Origin of the sequence: Kaistella sp. PBT33-4, from assembly GCF_029194425.1 — a bacterium.
In the GTDB taxonomy this organism is placed as follows: Bacteria; Bacteroidota; Bacteroidia; order Flavobacteriales; family Weeksellaceae; genus Marnyiella.
In genome coordinates, this window is record NZ_JARFYL010000005.1 from 86,274 (window position 1) to 105,094 (window position 18,821).

The window sequence follows — 18,821 nt, forward strand, 5'->3', positions numbered from 1 at the left end:
GTAAGCGGACTTCATATAATTAATGTATCTATTTGATTTACAAATAGTGCTTTTAAAAAATAAATAAGAAACCATAGATTCAATTAGTTGTGCTATAGTATTTAACTATAAACAACGAAAAAGTGCTTCAACTTTAGCAACGTAATTCTCTGCTGTACTCTTGTCAATAATATCATTTGTACAAATACTATTACTATAAGTGTGTCCAGCGCAATTTCTCAAATCTAATATGTTTCGATAGGTATTAAATAATCTTTCTGCTGTATTATAATCTCTCCAAAAACTTCTCAGATAATTTGAAAATGCTAATATTAAAGGAACAGTATTATAATTGCTAATAGAATTTATTGTTGGAGAGATATAATGAAATAATTCAAAGATTTGAGTTAATTCCCCAAATTTATAACTCGTAAAACTATTCTTGGTAAAAGTCTTTAAAAGTAAAAAATTAATTTTCTTTTCCTTATCTGTTCCTAATTCAAAACCAATCGTATCAGAACTAAGTTTCGTTATACCTATATTAGCGAAAATATCATTCAATTTATCTTTATAATTAGCATCTTCAATCCACAATAATTTATCTGTAGTACTAACGGAGTTTTTAAAATCATTCATCCATTTTATCATCTCAAATTCAACTGCTCGACCATATTGTATAATAACAGGTGCAAAATCGGCATTGTTGTCTAAAGTCTTAAGCAGACATTTACCTGTCGATAGATATTGAAGTGTTTTTGATTTGTCAATTTTATTTTTATCTATAATTGTCTCAATTTCAGTTAAATATTTTGAATAGTCGGTTTTAGCTGTATATTCATCAATTTTCTCTTCTTGACTTTTTAGAAGTTCTTGAAATTCTAATTCTTTATCCTCTTTCTCTTTTTTAATTTTATTAAGTTGTTTTTCTAATTTGCTTCTCCCCGAAGTCGCAGTTGCTAATTTTTGATTGATTTCCTCCATTTTAGCATCATAATTTTCAATCGTTTTACTAGACTTTTTCAGTTCTTCTTTTATTGTTTCATAATTTTCAATAAAACGATTTCGTTGAATATTCAACAAACTTAATTTCAAGTTACTCTGTTCGTCAAAAAAACCTTTTCCAAAATATTTGTCATAATCAATACTTCCATCTTTACCTATTTTTATATAGCTAATATACTTATCTTTCAACCCTTGCCTAACATCATTAGGATGATTGAAGTAATACATATTAATATCGTTTGGAGAAACTATTTTTTGACCTATATATTCTTGAAATTTATAAATTAGGTACTCGCTATGAGTTTCTATTAAGAACTGAATATTGAACCTAGAAGCAGCATCTATAAATAATTCAGCCGTTTTCGCTTGTAAAGAAGGATGTAAATTGGCTTCAGGTTCTTCAATTAATAATGTTGAAGGATTAAAATAAATTGTTTGTCTATGAGAACCATCTCGATTATCAACATCATATTCATAAGTCAATTGATGTTTATGAGCGATAACAGCTATCTTCATAATAATTGGGAGTAACTGAGATATTCCATACCCTAAATCAACTAAAGGAGTTTTTGTTCCGTCAAAATTGACTAAAAAAATCTTGGTTAATCCTATTGCTTCATCTCTAAATACAAAAAGTTCTTTTCCTATTTTGAAGCCCTTTTGCTTCTTCATTCCATTTTCATCCACTTCATTAATCTCTCCATTTCCAATCCAAAAGTTTACAAAATTTTCGATTTGTGGATGATTTTTTAAATATATAGCAGAAAAATCTCTTACAATTTGAATATCTTCACTATTTTGCTCATCAATAAACCATTCTCTATTTCTACCTCTTGTAGTTGGTAAAAAATAAATTTTACTTAAACTATCAATTTTTTTCTGAACAGTATCTGAAAAATCTTTATCTATCGACTTTAATAGGTTTATAAAAAGCTTACTATTAGGAGTAGTTTGAAATGGAGTTTTTAAAAAACTTCGCACATTCTGTTCTTCATTGGTTTCCCGTTTTTGGTCAGGTTTATTTTCTTTTAGTTCAGCACTTACAATATCTCTTTCCATTCCACCTATAATACCAGTAATATTGTCTGTCTTGAAACATTCTAAAATTTTGTATTGGCTATTATTTCGTCCTTGAAGAAGTTCGGTCGTAATTTTTTGTTCTATTGCTAATAGTTTTAACTTTTCATTTTCTGTTAATTCGGAATAATCAGAGAATAAACTTTTTCCTTTGATAAGCTTTTCTGTAAAATCTTCGTAGCCATCTTTTTGGTTTTTGAAAAAATGAAAGTCAAAAAAGATACCCTTATACTTTTCAATCCTACTAAATAAGTCAAGAGTAAAATAGTCTTCTGTTTGTTTATTAGGTTCAATTCCTTTCTTTATTTCAACAAAAGTTGTTTCTATAATAAGTTGAATGATTTTTTTTAAATCCATGCTTGTTGACATCTCCCATTCACCAGGTTCATCGTGATATTCGCTGAACCCGATAACATTCGACCAATGTAGGTATTCTCCATCCTTCACAATGGCAATATTCTTAATTTCATGAGAAATTATTAAGGCTTCTTTAGTTCCATTCTTAGGTATAAATCGTTTCAATTCATACCTAATCTCTAAAATAGCAGAAATTTCTCTACTATTTCCAAGCTTTATAGGAAAAGCAAATACTAAATCTTCATTCTCTCTAAAAATCGGCAGCTCACTTGGATAGTCGTTATTGTTTTGATGAAAATCCGAAAGTCTAGAATACATACTTTGATTGCTTGGAATTTCTGAATTTTTAAAATCCTCCATTGTAACTCGGTTATAGATACGTTCAAGATTTCCAAGTTCATGTTTCATTGCCTTGAAATCTAAGGTTTCTGAAACAATTCCATCTTTAAAATTATCAACCAAGAATTGTATTGCTTTGAAAACAGAACTTTTTCCTGCATTATTTGTACCCGTGATTAATGTTATGGGTGCAAATTCAAGATTTTCTTTTTTTTGGAAAGTCCTAAAATTCTGTAACCCTAACCCCTCTAAGTTTGGCATTATTATAAATTATTTTTTTAAAGTTTATACCTTTTTTGTGTTGATTATGAGTTTCATCAATCAAGAATACATTTGTTGTGTATCTTTTGTATGTTTTTTTTCATTGCACTCATTAAAAAATTTAAAAAATCAAATTATATTCTGAAAATTATTTGATTAAAATACCATACTCCATGCAGCACATTAAAACAATTGTTGTGTTACCAACATGATTGAACGTGCTAAACTGTATTTCTACAGGAAAAAAATTATAACCAAAATAATGTTTTATTTTTTTGGTTCACAACATTCAATTTTTGATTGATAAATCTATCTCTATAACCCTACTCAACTTATGCCAATTCATTATATTTTCTGTTCTGTCAGTATCTGTAGATCTTCTCATTTCAATTTTATAACATAGAACCAAATTATTATGGTCAAGATACTCCAAAAGATTCTTTTTCTTGATTTCTAAAGTTAATCCATGGGAACTTGGTTTAAATCTCCTCCATCCAGGACCACTTGCATATGAGCCGATCCATTCGTTTGCTTTTAAGGTACTTTCTTCGTCACCCAAAATAATCTGCAGTAAATTCCTTTGCTGCAATCCCATAACTGAGAAAGCATCAGAAGTAAGATTTGCATAAGTTGCATCAAATACACCACGGAAATTATTTATTGTAACCTGAACAATCGGTTTGATCTCTTCGACCGGATATGGCGGTAAGCCTGCCTTTACCAATGGTATATCATATGCATACATATTATTCTGATACTGAAATGGTAAAGGATTCAGATCAGAAATAGTAAAATCACGGGATTTTAAAAAAGCCTTCGCATCAAAATAGCAAGTTCCGCTAAGCTCCTTGTATTTATTCTGGCGTTGACTGCCTATTTCAACCAATGGAACAAATTCCAATGATCTGTGGACAAAGTTTTTAATTACAGACTCAAAATCATTAAACATTGTAAAATCCTCTTCAGTAATCCCCGGAGTGAACCAGTTAACATTATCGGCTTTCGGTTGTACCTGATATAATAAAGTGCTCGGATCATACAATCTAAAATCATTTCGGATCGCGCTGATAAATTCCTGATCAAAAGAATTTGTACTGATCTTGGTATAAACCAAACGATTGATACTACTTTTTATCTCATCATAATAATGGGACTGAATTTCAATCTTCTCAAAGTTTGTGTTGATATTATATTGCCTTTGTACAGCCGCATCCTCAAATCTGGGATTTTTGCTTCTCCCTTTACTTTTAATATCATCATAGACCAAACCAAACATTGATTCAGCACTTTTAAGGTGATCATCAATCCTTATTAGTAGTTCAAGTTGAAACCGGGATAATACAAAAGATCTCGTACTATTCTTTTTATAAAAAACACTTTCTATGTTTTCCGACTGAAAATGAACTAAAGGGCTATTTACTTCTGCCGTTTCTTCTTTAGAAAGGAATCCAGGTAAATGAGTATTTATCAGATTTAATAATTCTTTCCCCGTTTGGACAATATTAAAATGCTCCTTATCAAGCACTGCAAATAATTCACCCCTATGTTTCGTAAGAATTCGTGCATTCTTCAGTGCAATTGCCTGCAGCACCACAATACCATGTTCTACTTCATTGTCGTTACCGTCTACGATACAGCATTTTACAAACATGTCAAGAGCCTCAGCATCATCCCAAAACATATCAAAGGAAGAACGCAGTGCCAATTCCCTGATTTTAACAACGGGATAATTAAAAAGCCATATTAGATACTGAACTGTTATTTCCTTCAAACTTAGCGTCTCGACATGTGAAAGAATGAACTCATACCTGTCTTCTTTTGGTGTTATACCTTCACTTAATTCCCTGTTATAAAGTAAATTTGCTTCGTAATATGCTTTAACTGAATCACCTTCAAAATATTCTTTGTACTTCAACAGTTTGTCTATCGCAACTGTCAATTCACGATTATACTTACTTTTCTGAATATAGTAGCTATGAAGTAGAAATCTTTTTCCAAAATCAACGTCTACCCTCAGGATTGATGCTAGGATATCGAACGCAGGCTTGCCGGGGTCGGTATCTCTTGGAAATAAAACACTGTCATATTCGTAGCGCGACAGCATTGACAGAATCGCTTTCGCTTTCTCAAGGTCCAGAAGTAAAAAACGGCTGCAAATTTTTAGTAAGCTTAGCGTCCTAGTTTTTCCACTGGTATATGTATCTATAAATTCAACAAAATCATCAAGATGATCCAGTGGACATTCGTCCACCAAGATGATAACTTCGGAATCCGGTAAAATGTACTGCAGATCGTGGTTCTTTTGGAGATGGATTTCAGAAAGCAGGTTGTCCAGCAACTTATTTACATTTAATTTATTTTCAAGATGGTCTTGAAACTCAGCACTTTGTAAAATGTCAGCAATATTGATCACCAATTCATTAAAAATGCTTTTAATTTCCCTTATATTGTTGGGTCCAGAAATCGCCAGATTTAAAATTTTCTCTTTAAACAACACATACTCCCTCGTTAGTTCTACAACTTTATCTTTATCTAAATTTTCGGGATAATTAATCCCCTCTAATAACATTGCAAAAGTCTTCTTGTATGAATTATATAACCTCCTTAAAACCTGGTTACACTGTTTTTTTCGGAAGTGTTCAAGAGTACTTTCGACATATGCTTTAAATTTTGGATAATCCTCTTTAAAGAGCTGATGCACTTCTTCAGGAGGCAATTTTATATCAGCATAGAAAAATTTCTGTCTCTTCTTGGGAATAGTATCTTCATATCTTGACACCACATTGAGATCAGCCTCTTCAGCAGGCAGATCCAAGCCATACTCCTCTGTCGGAATACTATTATCATCAAATATTTTTATGATTTCCTTAATAATTTCAGGCTTGTCAAGTTCTGTCAGGGCATTGAATTTCATCAGGTCTACGATCTGCTGAATCATTTCTCGGTCATTATAGAAAATTGCACGTTCAAGCAGCAACAGGCTAACGTTTGTAAAATGCCCCTCACTACTGGAACCATTACTCCATCTGGACATCGTTTTCGCTATAGCCAGATAAAATCTGATATCATCACCTGTACAATTCGGAATCATCGGTTTCAATATGATATCCAATGTTTCTTCTCTATCAATACTTTCTTCTTCAAATTCCATCAACTTAAAAGCCAGATCAGGAAACCTTTTGCCAACAAATCTGATGAGATTGCTGAGCACGATATGATGCATTCTGCCATTTCCTGCATATCTTAATTTATCCTGAATATGGAATACTTCCGAAAGCCTTTTTAATGAATTGTCGGGATCTATCTGATGCATCATCTCCAACGGCTCAATTATATTGGACGACTGATAGTCTTTCCTATATCCAAGCCCGAAGGAGACATTCAACATTTGATTGTATAAACGTTTAAAATCTTCCTTAAATCCGCAGATTCCATATACACCGGCTATTTCGCAAAGGTAGCCTGTCAATGTGGTGGCCTCGTTTTCTGACAAAGCCCGGTTCTCAGCGTGCTGGATCAGTGCAAAGATCATTTCTATTTCACTGCTATATCTGCTTTTATGGAGCTTTTCTGCAATGGTCAACCCAACCGTATAATGTGTGAAGGCATTATTAATATCATCATTCTCCATCCAGTAATTCACCAGCAATTTTATCTGTTCAACTGATAAAATGCTAAATGCCACCCCAAAAACATCAGAAAACAGCACTTTTATGTTTCTGGCAATTGCAGGACTTTCTGAATCCATATCGAAAAGACCCCTTGACCTCGTTTCGGACATATTTATTTCATCCCCATAGAGATTTTCAACGCATTCTTCAAAGTTATTCTGAATCTCATCTTCTTCAAGCTGACCGTTTCTCTCCTCATACCATAACCGGGACAATAGAAAAATTGATTCATAGATTTGCTCTGCAGAATCCGAAACATAGTTTAATTCACGATTTAGCGTATAGATAGTGTCCTGCTGAAAAATCCACAGAACTTTCAGGATTTTAAAAAGGCCGCTTACTTTCTCACTTAAGGCCGGGTTAAAAGAATCTTTGTCAATAATATCATTTGGCAGAACAGGTTTTGGGATTACTCTCGATGGGAAGTAGCTTTTAATTTCCTCATCAGTAAGATAATCAGTACAAAATCCTACCAGTTCTATGAAATCCTCATCCTGTACCAGACGAAAATTTATTTCTTTTAATTTACTGATTGCTGTAGCATTTTCTCTGCTGAGTAACAACAATTTTATCAGTGTAATACGAACTTTTTGCTTCAGTAGCTCGTCTCCAAGCTCACTTTCGAGCATCAACAACTTCCGATATTGTTTACAGTCACCGAGATATTCGATGACCTGCAACTTGAGAGAGTTATTATACTCTTCATTCTCATCAGTTGTATATTCCTCAACCATGTGGTCGGTGAGGTCTTCGTTAGCAGCGGACCAACGCATCTGATCTATTTTTGAAAATAAAGGCAATATATCTTCTGAGAATAATGCTTCTGCCTTGCAAACCTCAACAAAGTGCTCATAGCTATTATTAGTCAGCGGTTTTGAGAATCCTAGGTTGATCACATTCGCAGGTAGAAGATTGCCCGTTGTCGCAAAATATTCTTTTAGATAAAAACATAATCCTTCTTTACTGGTGAGAACAAAATCACCATCCCATATATATCTCAGACTATTGGCCAATTCACCAGCGCGCAGAAGCAAGATGGGCAAATCTATTTCTGAATTGTCCATTTTTTCTCCAATTTGACCAAACTGATCCTTTAAAAAAGCAAGCCTGATAAATTCAGGTAGTGACGATATCTCAATACTAGCCCTAAGAGCCAGATCAATATTGGTATTAATTTCCTCAATAGACCGATAATTCTGCCAGGCTTCCTTTGCCCATTCCAATGTGGTCATTGAAATAATTTCGCCAAATTTCCCTAATTCAAAAAGATGCTTAAAATAGTTCCGATAAGCGTCATCTGTGAAAGGATTTTGCTGATAATACTGGATTAGTGCTGTATTAAAAGTTTCTTTTAAGTTTGGTGTTTTATAAATAATAAATTCCCTGAAACTATTGTGAAATATAGCATAGGATCTACCATCCACTTGCTTCAGCAAATGTGAGAATCGATTGATCACATTTTCTATATCCGTCAGATTCCTTTCCTCACCTGCAAGACTCAGGATGTTTTTGATTTCTGCAAGTTCGGTGTTTTCCTTACGATAAGCCAGAACAGCTAAAACCCATTTCGCCAAACTGTCATTTTTTATTCCCTGAAACAGATACTCATGATACAGATCAATTGTACCGTCCGCTAACTTGGGGAAATCAGATAAAATCTCCTCAAAGTATTCTTTACGGCTTTTTACTAAATGCTCAGAAATATAGTGAAGGTATAGCGGTATACCCCCGGAGATCTGTTCGACCGAATTTAAAATTTCAGCTGAGTCGACTTCCTTGTTATGGAGATACTCTTTTATTTCGCTTTGGTTAAATGGAATTACCTTGATATATCTTTGTGGCTCAGCATCGATCTGTGCCAAAACAGAGGGTGAAAGCACTGCCCTGTACTGTGAGCTCAGAATAAAAAAGATATTTTCAGGAAGATCTCCTTTAATTGAATTCAGCAATGAATCCTCCCCTACCGCAGTATCCCTATGTACGTGATCCAGACCATCAATAATAAATAATATTTTCTCCCCCAGGGTACTAAGTTTATCAATATACTGGTAAAGTTTTTCCTGATAGCGTTCCGAATAAAGATTAGGCAATTCAACATGGGGGAAATTTTTTTCTATCGCAATACAGAGTGATTTCAGAAAATATTCAGACTGATGACGAAGTTCACCAAAATTATTTTTTAAATCTGGGATAAAGCAATAATAAGCCAAGGTAACATCCTTGTGACGCATCTTGAATTTTGTCAGCGATGTTGATTTACCAATTCCAGGAAGTCCCTCAATAAAAATATAGCCGCCTGGCAGTTCCGATAAGGCCTTTTCCAGTTGACCGAAAAAAGTCTCGTTCGCTACATAATGCTCATCTGCAATCACTTTAAAATAATGCGAAAGTTTATCTTCGAACCTTTCCAAAATTCCCAGTTCCCTCAGAACTAATTGTTTGGTAATGGAGTGACCTGAAATACTCCATTTGACTACAGCATTTAACAGTTTTTCCATCAATATCGTTTCAATACCCAAAGTTTCCATTTTAAACTTCAATGCATGCTGCACTTCCTCTATTGAAGCTTGTTCAAACCTAAATTCCAGAGATTTGATAAATTCGTCGAATGAATTCTCATCCAGTGCACATTCAGCCCGTATTTTTTCGATTGTAGGTTGGTATTCATAAAAATTAACCATTTCGTCATACCTTTTTTCAAAAGACTTCAAGGGTTCAAAGAAAATGCCTATCACTTCTGACAGGCTATGGTTCAATCCTTCACTCGGCCTCTTTTGCCGCCCTATTTTTTTTGTTGTATATAAACCGATTGAAAAAGTTCCACTATGTTGTTTCGCTGTCACATATCCCTCTGCCAGTTGCTTAAATAATGATTTTTTGGTTTCTTTTCCTGTCTCAGCATTAGTCTCAGATTTTAACATGCTGCTTAGAGTATAAGATTTTTCTTCATCTTCCGACCACTTGACCTGAAAATAATCTGTGTGACCATTTTTGAAAACGATAATATCATCAATGTGATGCCCTTTTTTATAATTCTCGAGCATCACTTCTCTTATGTCAGACTGATAAAAAAGACAATCAATAATTTGAAGTGCTGCGACATTATTTTGGTAATAAAATCCTGCCTGTGAAGCCGATCCTTCCATATGTTTAAGTTTTAACGAGTTAGTTTAATTATCTCCTAACATAGAGATAATTAAGAAATAGTAAACAGATTTTCGAAAGAAAATAAAAATAAAATACAGCGTTCTCAAAAAACATTACCGATTTAATTGATTAGAATCACTTGAACTTTTTTCATAGTATTTTAATTTCTGACAATGAGATATAGATACTTAATTTCTGCTAAAGACGGATTAAACTCGCTTTGTAATCTAAGATCGACAGCAATAATAAGATCAGGAATATTAGCCAAGCTCTGTAAAAAATTCGGATATTCAGCAACCGCTATTAGCCAATTAGAATCAAAGAGATCATAATCAAATTTTTTAGGATTCAAAAGCCACATTTCAAAAGTATTTAAGCCTGTTAATTTGTCAAAAAATGCTAACTCAAAGCCAATTTTAAGTTTGGATATGAGAAGAATAAAATTCATAAAAGATAAATTGATGGATTCTACGGACTCTAACTGAAAATCTCTGTAGCCTATTCTGTTATTGACATACTTAAGATATTTCTCAAAATAATCTGCTTCATCAAATTTTATAACTCTGGCATGAAGCAATAATTTATAGAATTCGTCATCAAATTGCATGTTTAAAAAATCTGTGAATGCACTGAGTAAAGTTTTCTTACAAGGATCATTTGCGATCTGAGCCAGATTAATAGCTTTTCTGAAATTCTTAAAAGTTCCATCCTCTCTCTGACAATTTAAAAGCAGCCTGTTAATCAAATTTATATTGGAATATTTGTATTGAGGCTTATGCTTTAAAAAAGCTTTCGGGATATTTCTTATTAAACCTTCATACTTCTGATTATGTATTTTATCCCTTCTGATCGCAATATTTAAAATAGACTCCAAATCTTTTTCCTCAAATAAATCTCCACGCTTGGTCATAAAATTTTCGAGCTCCTTTATATTGTAATGAGCCAGATTGTCCTCTATATCCAAGAAACCTATTAAAGTTTTGATCAGTGGTGCAAATTGTTCTTTCTTCAGATCTAATCTTGAAAGAACGGTGAAAATATTTGTAAAAATAGTACTGTATTGTTGCCCAAAATTCCAGTTTTCGAGTTGAATCGCTACAATTTCATTTTTAGCAAAATTATTAAAGAAACCATTTTTTATATAACTGCTCAAATGATTGTTCAGTTTTAATAGCAGCTTATCTATGCTTTTCTGATCAACTTCTATCATATCCTGTTTAGAAAGTATTTCCTGTAGTTTAGCAGAATGGATATGTAATATACTTTCTGTCAGGATAAAATCATTGAAATATTGAAGTCCATAGCCCGCAGTATTATAGCTGATCATTAATGCCTGCAGAGTAAGCGCGGTGATCTTCTTGTATTTATCAAATTTTACATAAAAAATGGAATTGCCGTAGTGATGCCTGAAGCATTTCTCATAATTTAAAAGCAGATTGTACGCATATTCTGGACCTGTTTGCGAGCCTCCGCCATCGATCAGTTTCTTTAATGCAATAACTTGCCCGAGAAGCTGATCTACAGTATCCAGACTTTTATCAATAAGATCGTCGTCCTTCACTTTCTTTAAATAGTCCAGTACATCTCTCTCGATATAAAATTCCAATTCATTATATAGTAACTTATCAATATCGATTGCCCTAATATTACTTCGGATTTCCTCCGTATCTTCTAATGATGACATTTGAATCATGTGATATAAAAAAGTCGTATTCAGCGCAGCCAGAAAATAATTCACTCCTTTTTCAGGACTTACTTTTGTCAAATTCCTTATTTCATTTAAAGTAAAATAGGATGTTCTGTAATTATTTGATGATATCAAAAAATTTCCAAAGGCATATTTCATATTAAGATAATCCAAGTTTCCATCAACCTGCTTTAGTTTTCTGATAAGTTTGTCAAAATCAAAATTTCTGTAATTACAGATCATGCAGTCACAGAAAGTATCCTCAGAGCTTAAATCAATATCCGCCATTGCAATATTATCAGGCTCACAGTTGAAAATATGAGTCTTTGGAAACTTGAGTACACCTTTTTTCGGTGCTAATTCTAATTCATAGTCACGAACTGCGTGAATTTCAGTAATCATACATTTGTTGAGAAATTTGAACGACCATCTCATTTTTTCCATAGCTTCATCGACACTCTCCATCCCTAATTCTTCCTGTAAATCGTGGGATAAAACAATTTCTTTTTTATGAACTGAAATTCCTCTCAATAAATTATAGATCTCCGGATTAATCGTAAAAAGCTTATAATCATGATAATGCCATACATATTCATCCAAAATATTAAAAGGCTTTATAGAAGCAAGATAATCCGGACTCACAAAACCAAACTCTTCAAACCTTTTAAGTGAATAGTAAATTTTATCAATAATATGAAGGTTCTCACTTTCAGTTTTTGATTGATCCTTAGAAAGTTCGAACAGCGTATCTGTATTGGATCTCTCAGTAAGATCATATTTCATAAATCTATCGTTATGAAATAGAAATAAAAGTTCCTTTAGCTTATTTTCATTGTTTAAATCTTTTAACAGGTAAACCTGATATTTCGAACTATCATGTGATCTGTAGAACCTGATCTCATTAATATTGGTAACAACAACCCATTTACAGTCCCCCCCAGTCTTATGTGCGTAGCTAAATCCCTGCTCTACTGCGGAAATGTTCTTTTCACGTTTTTGCTTATCGTCAAGATTTGTATTGGCATCCTTTAATTCTATTACAACTCTGACCTGATCCTTTTTTTTATCATCATAAAAATATCCTAGAACTGCATCGGGCTTAGTGGCATCAGTGATTGATTTTTTCTCTTCACGGAACATCCAGGTATGGGCATTTCCATAGTTAAAGTTTAAGATATCACCAAAAAAAGTGGTGAGATATCTGGATTTCACCTCTTCTTCTTTTAAGCTTTTAAACTTTCCTGACTTCTCTTCTTTAATTAGAGATTCAACTAGATGTTTGATTCGTCGTATGTTGGGAACAGCAGATAATTTAAAATCATATAAAAATTTACTTAGAAAAAACTCGGAAAAAATAGGTTTATTCATCATGGATTACTTGTAAAAGCAAAAGTACATATTGCAAAAATATTTCGGATTAAAAACAGATACTTTGAAAGTAGATGCGTTCCCTGTTTCCCTTCTTGGTATCAAGACTTAAATCTCAGGCTAGTTTTTACCATTTAAGAAAAAATTGTATAAAGCTAAATTTCCTTTACAATATGATTAACTGATAAAATAAGTATGGAAAAATGTTCTGCGAGATGAAGTTTCATTTAATTATTTAAAGTAGATTTATCGAAAAGCTATTAAATCATATATATATCAAAAATATCAATTGAGGGATTCAGGAATTCCCTTGAAATGAGATTTTATTTAATGATGGAATCAATGTTATCATTGGCCATAACAATTCAGGAAAGACAAGCCTAATCAAGGCTATTCCATTGAACGTAACCTTCGGGAAGTTTTTGGCAGTCTTTGGAGTTGTCGTTTTTAGGATAAGGCTTTTTGTAGCCATTTAAAAGATATTATTGTTAACCAAAAATAATAAAACAGCGAAGGGAAAAAGCTCCCGGAGACTCAGTTCAACAGCAGGCTTGTATAACAGCGGAAATTTGTCTTGCCGGAAGTCTTCGTTCACGAATAATAATTTATCTGGCTGTACCAGGTTTGCATTTATCCACTGCTATACAAGCCCGCAACCGTTTCTGCAAGCGCATAAAAAAACCAGTGTCGGAAGTCTGATATTCCTTTCTCAATTGTCTTTCATGAAAGCCAAAAAATGATTTTCCAATAAAAACGTTCATCTAAAACAATGTCTAAATTAATCAAACTTTTCTCCTTATTTCTGAGTCTAAATATTTTTGCACAACAAGAAAGTTTTAAAATAAACGGCGACATTACTGACCGTAATCAAAATCAGATTCCATCAGCAGAAATATATCTGTTTACGGCAAATAACGAACTTGTAAAAACAACAATTGCCCAAGATGGTAATTTTGAATTTTCAGGACTGAAACCCGCTCAATATTATTTACATATTGTATCAAATGAGATTACGCACAATGAATCCCTTTTTCAACTTTCATCAGATATTACTTTAAATATAAAATTGAATGAAAAAGTTTCTGAGATTGAAGAAGTTCAAATTTCGCGTACAAGAAATCCTTTTAAGGTTCACAATGGTAATATTGATATAGATCTTGCAAATTCCTCTTTAAATAAGGTCGCAACATCAACAGATTTATTGGCAAAATTGCCTTTTGTTTCGGTAGATGCAAATGGAGAAGGCTTATCAATGGTAGGAAAAGGAGTTCCGCTATTGTATATTGATAATCAAAAAGTTGATTTTACTGTATTATCCGCTTTGTCTGTTGATGATATAAAATCTGTTGAAATTATTAGAAATCCATCAGCAAAATACGAAGCAGAAGGAAAGGCGGTCATTAAAGTGGTGCTGAAGAACAGCAAAAAAAAAGGCTATAGATTGACACTGAATGAAACCGCTGTATTTAACAAACGATTCAGTAATAATTTTTCAGCTAATTTTCAACAGAAGAAAAACAAAACCGAGTGGAAAATAAATGCAGCCTATAATCAAATTCAACATTGGGAAAGCAATGGTTTTGACTATTCTGTTCCCAGCAAAAATATCAGTTCAGACTACATTATTACCTCAATTACCAACCGTCCGCAGGTTATTTTGGGAGCCAGTTTATACCAGGAGCTGAAAGACGGAGATCACTTAACCTTTACTATTAATGGAAATTTGCGCCCTGATAAAGGTGGTACTAACACAGTAACGAACTATGAAGAAAACGGACTAAAATCCCAAATTTTAACACTCAATCATCAAGACAGACAAAGAGCTACGATCAATTCCATTTTTAATTATAACAAGCCACTTAAATCTATAAACGCTACTATTTTCACAGGTTTGCAATATACCCGGGAAAGCAATAATGTGGATCTGGACTTTTATAATAATATTGATAATGAAGGATATATCTTCAGCCAGTTCAGAAAACAAAAATATTCCGTGAATGCTTTTTCAGGAAGAATTGACGCTGAGAAAAAAATAAAGGAAAATTATCAATTGGGAATTGGAGGAAGTTTTACAAAAGCAGAAGCTATTACCGATAATTTTACAGATTACAGAAACATAAATCCCTCTGAATTTTTTAAATACTTTTTTAATGAAGAAAATTGGGCTTCGTACGCAGAGTTTTCAGGTGAAAAAGAAAAACTGAGTTTTAAGGGAGGTATTCGTTTAGAAACAACTTCTGCCAATGGGTTCAACAAAATTTTGGATGAGACGAATATTAACAGGCATTATGTGGACTGGTTCCCAAGTGCTGAACTGTCTTTCAAGCAAAATGAGAATTATGTGTACACCGTACACTTTAAACGGAGTATTTCAAGACCAAGTTACAGCGATTTGGCTTCCGGTGCATTTTACAGCAGTCCTTATGTAGAGTACCAGGGAAATCCAAATCTTTTACCCTCTTACACCATCGAAGTTTCAGCAAGTTTAAATCTTAAGAAATGGGCAATAAATGCATCTGTATATCAGATTAAAAATCCAATTGGTTTTGGACTTTTTTATGATGAAACCGAAAGTATTTCAAAATTTACTACGAAAAATTTTGACAGAGAAAGTGGGGCCAGTTTAGGATTGGACGTTCCATTTCAGTATAAAATTTTAACTTCCCAAAACAGTTTATCCTTCAATTATTCCAAAACAGAAGATGGTCTTGCCGTTGTAAATCAATCCACGCCCTATCTTTATCTCTATACAAATAATACAATTAAAATTGGAAAAGGTTTTAATTTTCTTTTAGATGGCACCTGGATTACCAAGAGAACGCAAGGGGTTTACGAGTACAACGAAATGGTATTAATAAATTTAGGCTTAACTAAATCTGTTTCCAATTTTGATTTTACTTTGCGTTACAATGATGTTTTTAACCAAAATAAATATGTCCAAAAATTAAGTTATGAAAAAATTATAACGAAAGGCAGTTTTTATGGAAATACGCCTGTTTTATCAATCGGACTAAAATACAGTTTTGGAAAAGTTTCAAATTCGGAATACAAGGAGAAACGAATTAACGAAACTGTGGACAGGATTTGATTGAACGACATCAAAGCGAATGCAGATAACACGGTATTCTAAAAGCGGGTATGAAGTGTTGACCGAAGATTTTAGCGATTAATTAAATTTTTTACAAGTAGAAAGTTTTCGTTTTTTCACTGCGCAAAGCGAGTTTTTTACAAACGAATAAAAACACAATTTTCGCGTTTAAACTGACCTATTTTATACATAAAGAGGAACAAAAACATTCGCCTAACTGTCGGTTTAAAAAAATGCTTCGCACTTCGGAAAGCCGAGGAGCTAAACTGTAATCGAAACAATGCGTAAACAAAAGATAATGAATCATAAACCAAGAATTAAGAAACAAATTCAAGAAAATTTTGATAATTTTATTAAGTATAGAAAAAACAGAAGGTCTCATGAGGAGATAATATCTGATATAACTCAGATCGAACTTGTTTAAAGTTTCCTAATCAAAATACAACAAAAGGCTATAAGATGTAAACACTTCCAATGTTTCTCTTTGGTTTCGTATCGGATTAATAGTGCTTTAAATCCATCTATCCACGCGTTCATCCGCTCTATCACAAACCTTCTTTTATATAGTTGTTTATCCAGGATTTCTTCCCTGTCCGAGATATTTCCGTTCCTTCTGTTGAAATCAATGTTGGCAAAAAGTTCGTTCCTTTGACAATAATTTCTCAAATTCTCTGTATCAAAACCGGCATTGGCATTGAGGAAAAGATGATCCGTTCTGATATTGGACTTCTTTATATTGTCCAACTGATTCTCCACGTCGTAAACATCGTGGTGATTACCTGGGATTACGTCCGAGCAACTCAACGGAATTCCGTTGTTGTCGCAGAAGAAGAGCATATTACTGGTTTTCTGCGAAATTGGTAGCCAACTCCTTCTCCGCCACGCTTGGCCAGAGATTGGGAGCCGTCTAACTGGATGCTGCTCAAATCAAGGTGCCTTCTATGTTTTTCAAAAATAGTTACCTTAACATTATCCCAAATATCTTCCTTGCTCCATCTTGCAAAATGTTGGTAGACGCTGTTCCAGCTGTAATGCACGTCAAAAAACTGTTTTACGGGGAGCTCTCTCCATTGACAACCGGTTTTCAATCGGTACAGTATCGCTTCCACAACTTGCTCCACCTTAACTTTTGCATTGTTTTTTTTTTAATCCCAAGGACAGATTGGCGGAAATCTCTTTTATTACTTCGGATAAATCAATATTTTTACTCCTTCGACTGGTATTCTTTTGCATAGAGAATTTGTAGCTATTTTCCTCTTATACACTGAATATCAGTCGTTTATGTAAATATATCCTCTTTTTTTACTAATTATTTATTAAACAAGTTCATAGTAAAACTTAATGTATGAACACCAATAAGTTAATATCTACCACAGCATTTGTTCTCCAGCATAAGACCAAACCTCCAACTGAACTCGCCAAGATATGCGTTGGATACGCGACCTTGCTTGCGAGCAATCTTGACATCTGCATGCTTGTTCCCGTTCTCAGAGATGAAATTTTTGAATACCCGGTACGGCGCGACTACTCAAATTACAAAAACTACATTATCGATCTTCACACCTATCAGAGACTCGAACAAGAGGTTTTGTTTTCCGGATTCGATGCAGATATAATGGCAGCCTATGATATCGTGCATTTTAATAGAGAAGGTGAAGAATTGTTTTGGTTTAAGTCGGGAAAATTTTACGGTAAAGAAGGTCGGATCTACACAGTTGAGGACCTTCTTTTTGTTCCTGATATCGAACTGACAGAAGCTGCATTAAGGAAAATATCCCTTTGCGCTCTTATGCAGGATTGTTGAAATTGTGTCCCCATGCTCACTGAAAAATAAAAAGGCACTCCAGTGGAGTGCCTTACATTACGTACATTATCTAATAGAAAAGTGTTATTCAAGGTAATTACCTTTTTTCAAATTACCAAATTTGAAATACTTTATATTAAATAGCAGTTTACTAGCAGCTTTGCTCCTTATTTTACATCATAATTTTCTGATAATTATTTAGGAGTACCATTTCTTAACCAATACCTCATACTTCTCATATTTCGCTAGCTGATACTGAAGCGGAAGACTAAAGCTCGGGAATAAGTAAATAATAAACTCATCTCAAAGGTACTTTTTAAGTTCGCGCGAGTGGATGCCAGCACTAGTTACTCACTGCAATTGTAATGACTGGCAAAAAATAAAGTGTTAAAAAAAATCCGCTCTAGTCCGATGGTTTCGGATCCGGAACGGAGTAAAAAAAGTTTAATTTGGATTATTTCAATAGTGGAATTATTGTTCTTTCTAACATTGCCTTACTATTTTTCCAATCATCATTGTAGTCTTTCCAATTTAAAATATATTTTATATCTCCTTTTTTGCTGACAAGTATGAACTTGGAAAAGTCATCTATCATCTCAAGATTGCTAGGAGTAATATCTTCGACAAATTTTCTATTTCTAGTTTTTAAAGATTCTCCATAAGTTGCAGACTTCAAGACCAGCATATCGACCTCAGGATAATTCTGCTTTAAATAACTGATTGTCGCCGCCAATCGCTTGCCACCTTCACTGCCAGGTAGAATTAGATAGAGTTTAGCATTATGAGTTTTTTCCAGATATATTGCATCAGGAAGGTGAAGCCTGCAAGGCTTACACCACGACGCGAAAGTTAAAAAGACAGTATGTTCAGTTGTGGAATTTTTGGCAAGACATAAAATATCATTTCTATCTACAGCTCTGAAATTCCTCTAGAATATAACATGGGACACATACTAGCTTGTGCGAAGAGATTTACGCCAAACAATAAAATAGAAGATATTTCATACACAGTTAGTGGGATACTACCGATGGATGATGCTAC

The 18,821-nt window shown here is 33.5% G+C and carries 8 protein-coding genes; 3 read left to right on the forward strand and 5 right to left on the reverse strand.

The features are described 5' to 3' along the window. Positions 1-105: 105 nt before the first annotated feature. The 3 genes from P0M11_RS11450 to P0M11_RS11460 form a co-directional block, all read right to left on the reverse strand. Positions 106-3,015, reverse strand: coding sequence for a DUF3696 domain-containing protein (locus tag P0M11_RS11450; protein ID WP_275625798.1), 2,910 nt, complete (start codon positions 3,013-3,015; stop codon positions 106-108). Positions 3,016-3,304: 289 nt separating this feature from the next. Then, on the reverse strand, positions 3,305-9,832 hold the full coding sequence (locus P0M11_RS11455) for a dsDNA nuclease domain-containing protein (RefSeq protein ID WP_275625799.1): 6,528 nt from the start codon (positions 9,830-9,832) through the stop codon (positions 3,305-3,307). Between the two features lie 161 nt (positions 9,833-9,993). Beyond that, complete coding sequence (locus P0M11_RS11460) at positions 9,994-12,891, reverse strand: hypothetical protein (RefSeq protein WP_275625800.1); 2,898 nt, start codon at positions 12,889-12,891, stop codon at positions 9,994-9,996. Positions 12,892-13,238: 347 nt separating this feature from the next. Here P0M11_RS11460 and P0M11_RS11465 point away from each other — a divergent pair, with 347 nt between their 5' ends. Next, positions 13,239-13,364, forward strand: a complete 126-nt coding sequence (locus tag P0M11_RS11465) for a hypothetical protein (protein ID WP_275625904.1) — start codon at positions 13,239-13,241, stop codon at positions 13,362-13,364. 293 nt (positions 13,365-13,657) lie between these two features. Next, a complete protein-coding gene (locus P0M11_RS11470; RefSeq protein ID WP_275625801.1) occupies positions 13,658-15,976 on the forward strand; it encodes an outer membrane beta-barrel family protein in 2,319 nt (772 codons plus the stop codon). Between the two features lie 420 nt (positions 15,977-16,396). On the opposite strand, the gene P0M11_RS11475 is transcribed toward P0M11_RS11470, so the two are convergent. Beyond that, complete coding sequence (locus P0M11_RS11475) at positions 16,397-16,873, reverse strand: transposase family protein (protein ID WP_345774366.1); 477 nt, start codon at positions 16,871-16,873, stop codon at positions 16,397-16,399. A 448-nt stretch (positions 16,874-17,321) separates the two neighbouring features. Here P0M11_RS11475 and P0M11_RS11480 point away from each other — a divergent pair, with 448 nt between their 5' ends. Next, positions 17,322-17,780, forward strand: coding sequence for a hypothetical protein (locus tag P0M11_RS11480; protein ID WP_275625802.1), 459 nt, complete (start codon positions 17,322-17,324; stop codon positions 17,778-17,780). 454 nt (positions 17,781-18,234) lie between these two features. Here the strand turns inward: P0M11_RS11480 and P0M11_RS11485 are convergent, their stop codons facing one another. Beyond that, a complete protein-coding gene (locus P0M11_RS11485; protein ID WP_275625803.1) occupies positions 18,235-18,513 on the reverse strand; it encodes a hypothetical protein in 279 nt (92 codons plus the stop codon). Between the last annotated feature and the right edge of the window lie 308 nt (positions 18,514-18,821).

Coding starts and splice junctions, on each gene's coding strand:
- P0M11_RS11455 (WP_275625799.1), bottom strand. CDS start 9,832: ATGGAAGGATCGGCTTCACAGGCAGGATTTTATTACCAAAATAATGTC.
- P0M11_RS11460 (WP_275625800.1), bottom strand. CDS start 12,891: ATGATGAATAAACCTATTTTTTCCGAGTTTTTTCTAAGTAAATTTTTA.
- P0M11_RS11450 (WP_275625798.1), bottom strand. CDS start 3,015: ATGCCAAACTTAGAGGGGTTAGGGTTACAGAATTTTAGGACTTTCCAA.
- P0M11_RS11470 (WP_275625801.1), top strand. CDS start 13,658: ATGTCTAAATTAATCAAACTTTTCTCCTTATTTCTGAGTCTAAATATT.
- P0M11_RS11480 (WP_275625802.1), top strand. CDS start 17,322: ATGAACACCAATAAGTTAATATCTACCACAGCATTTGTTCTCCAGCAT.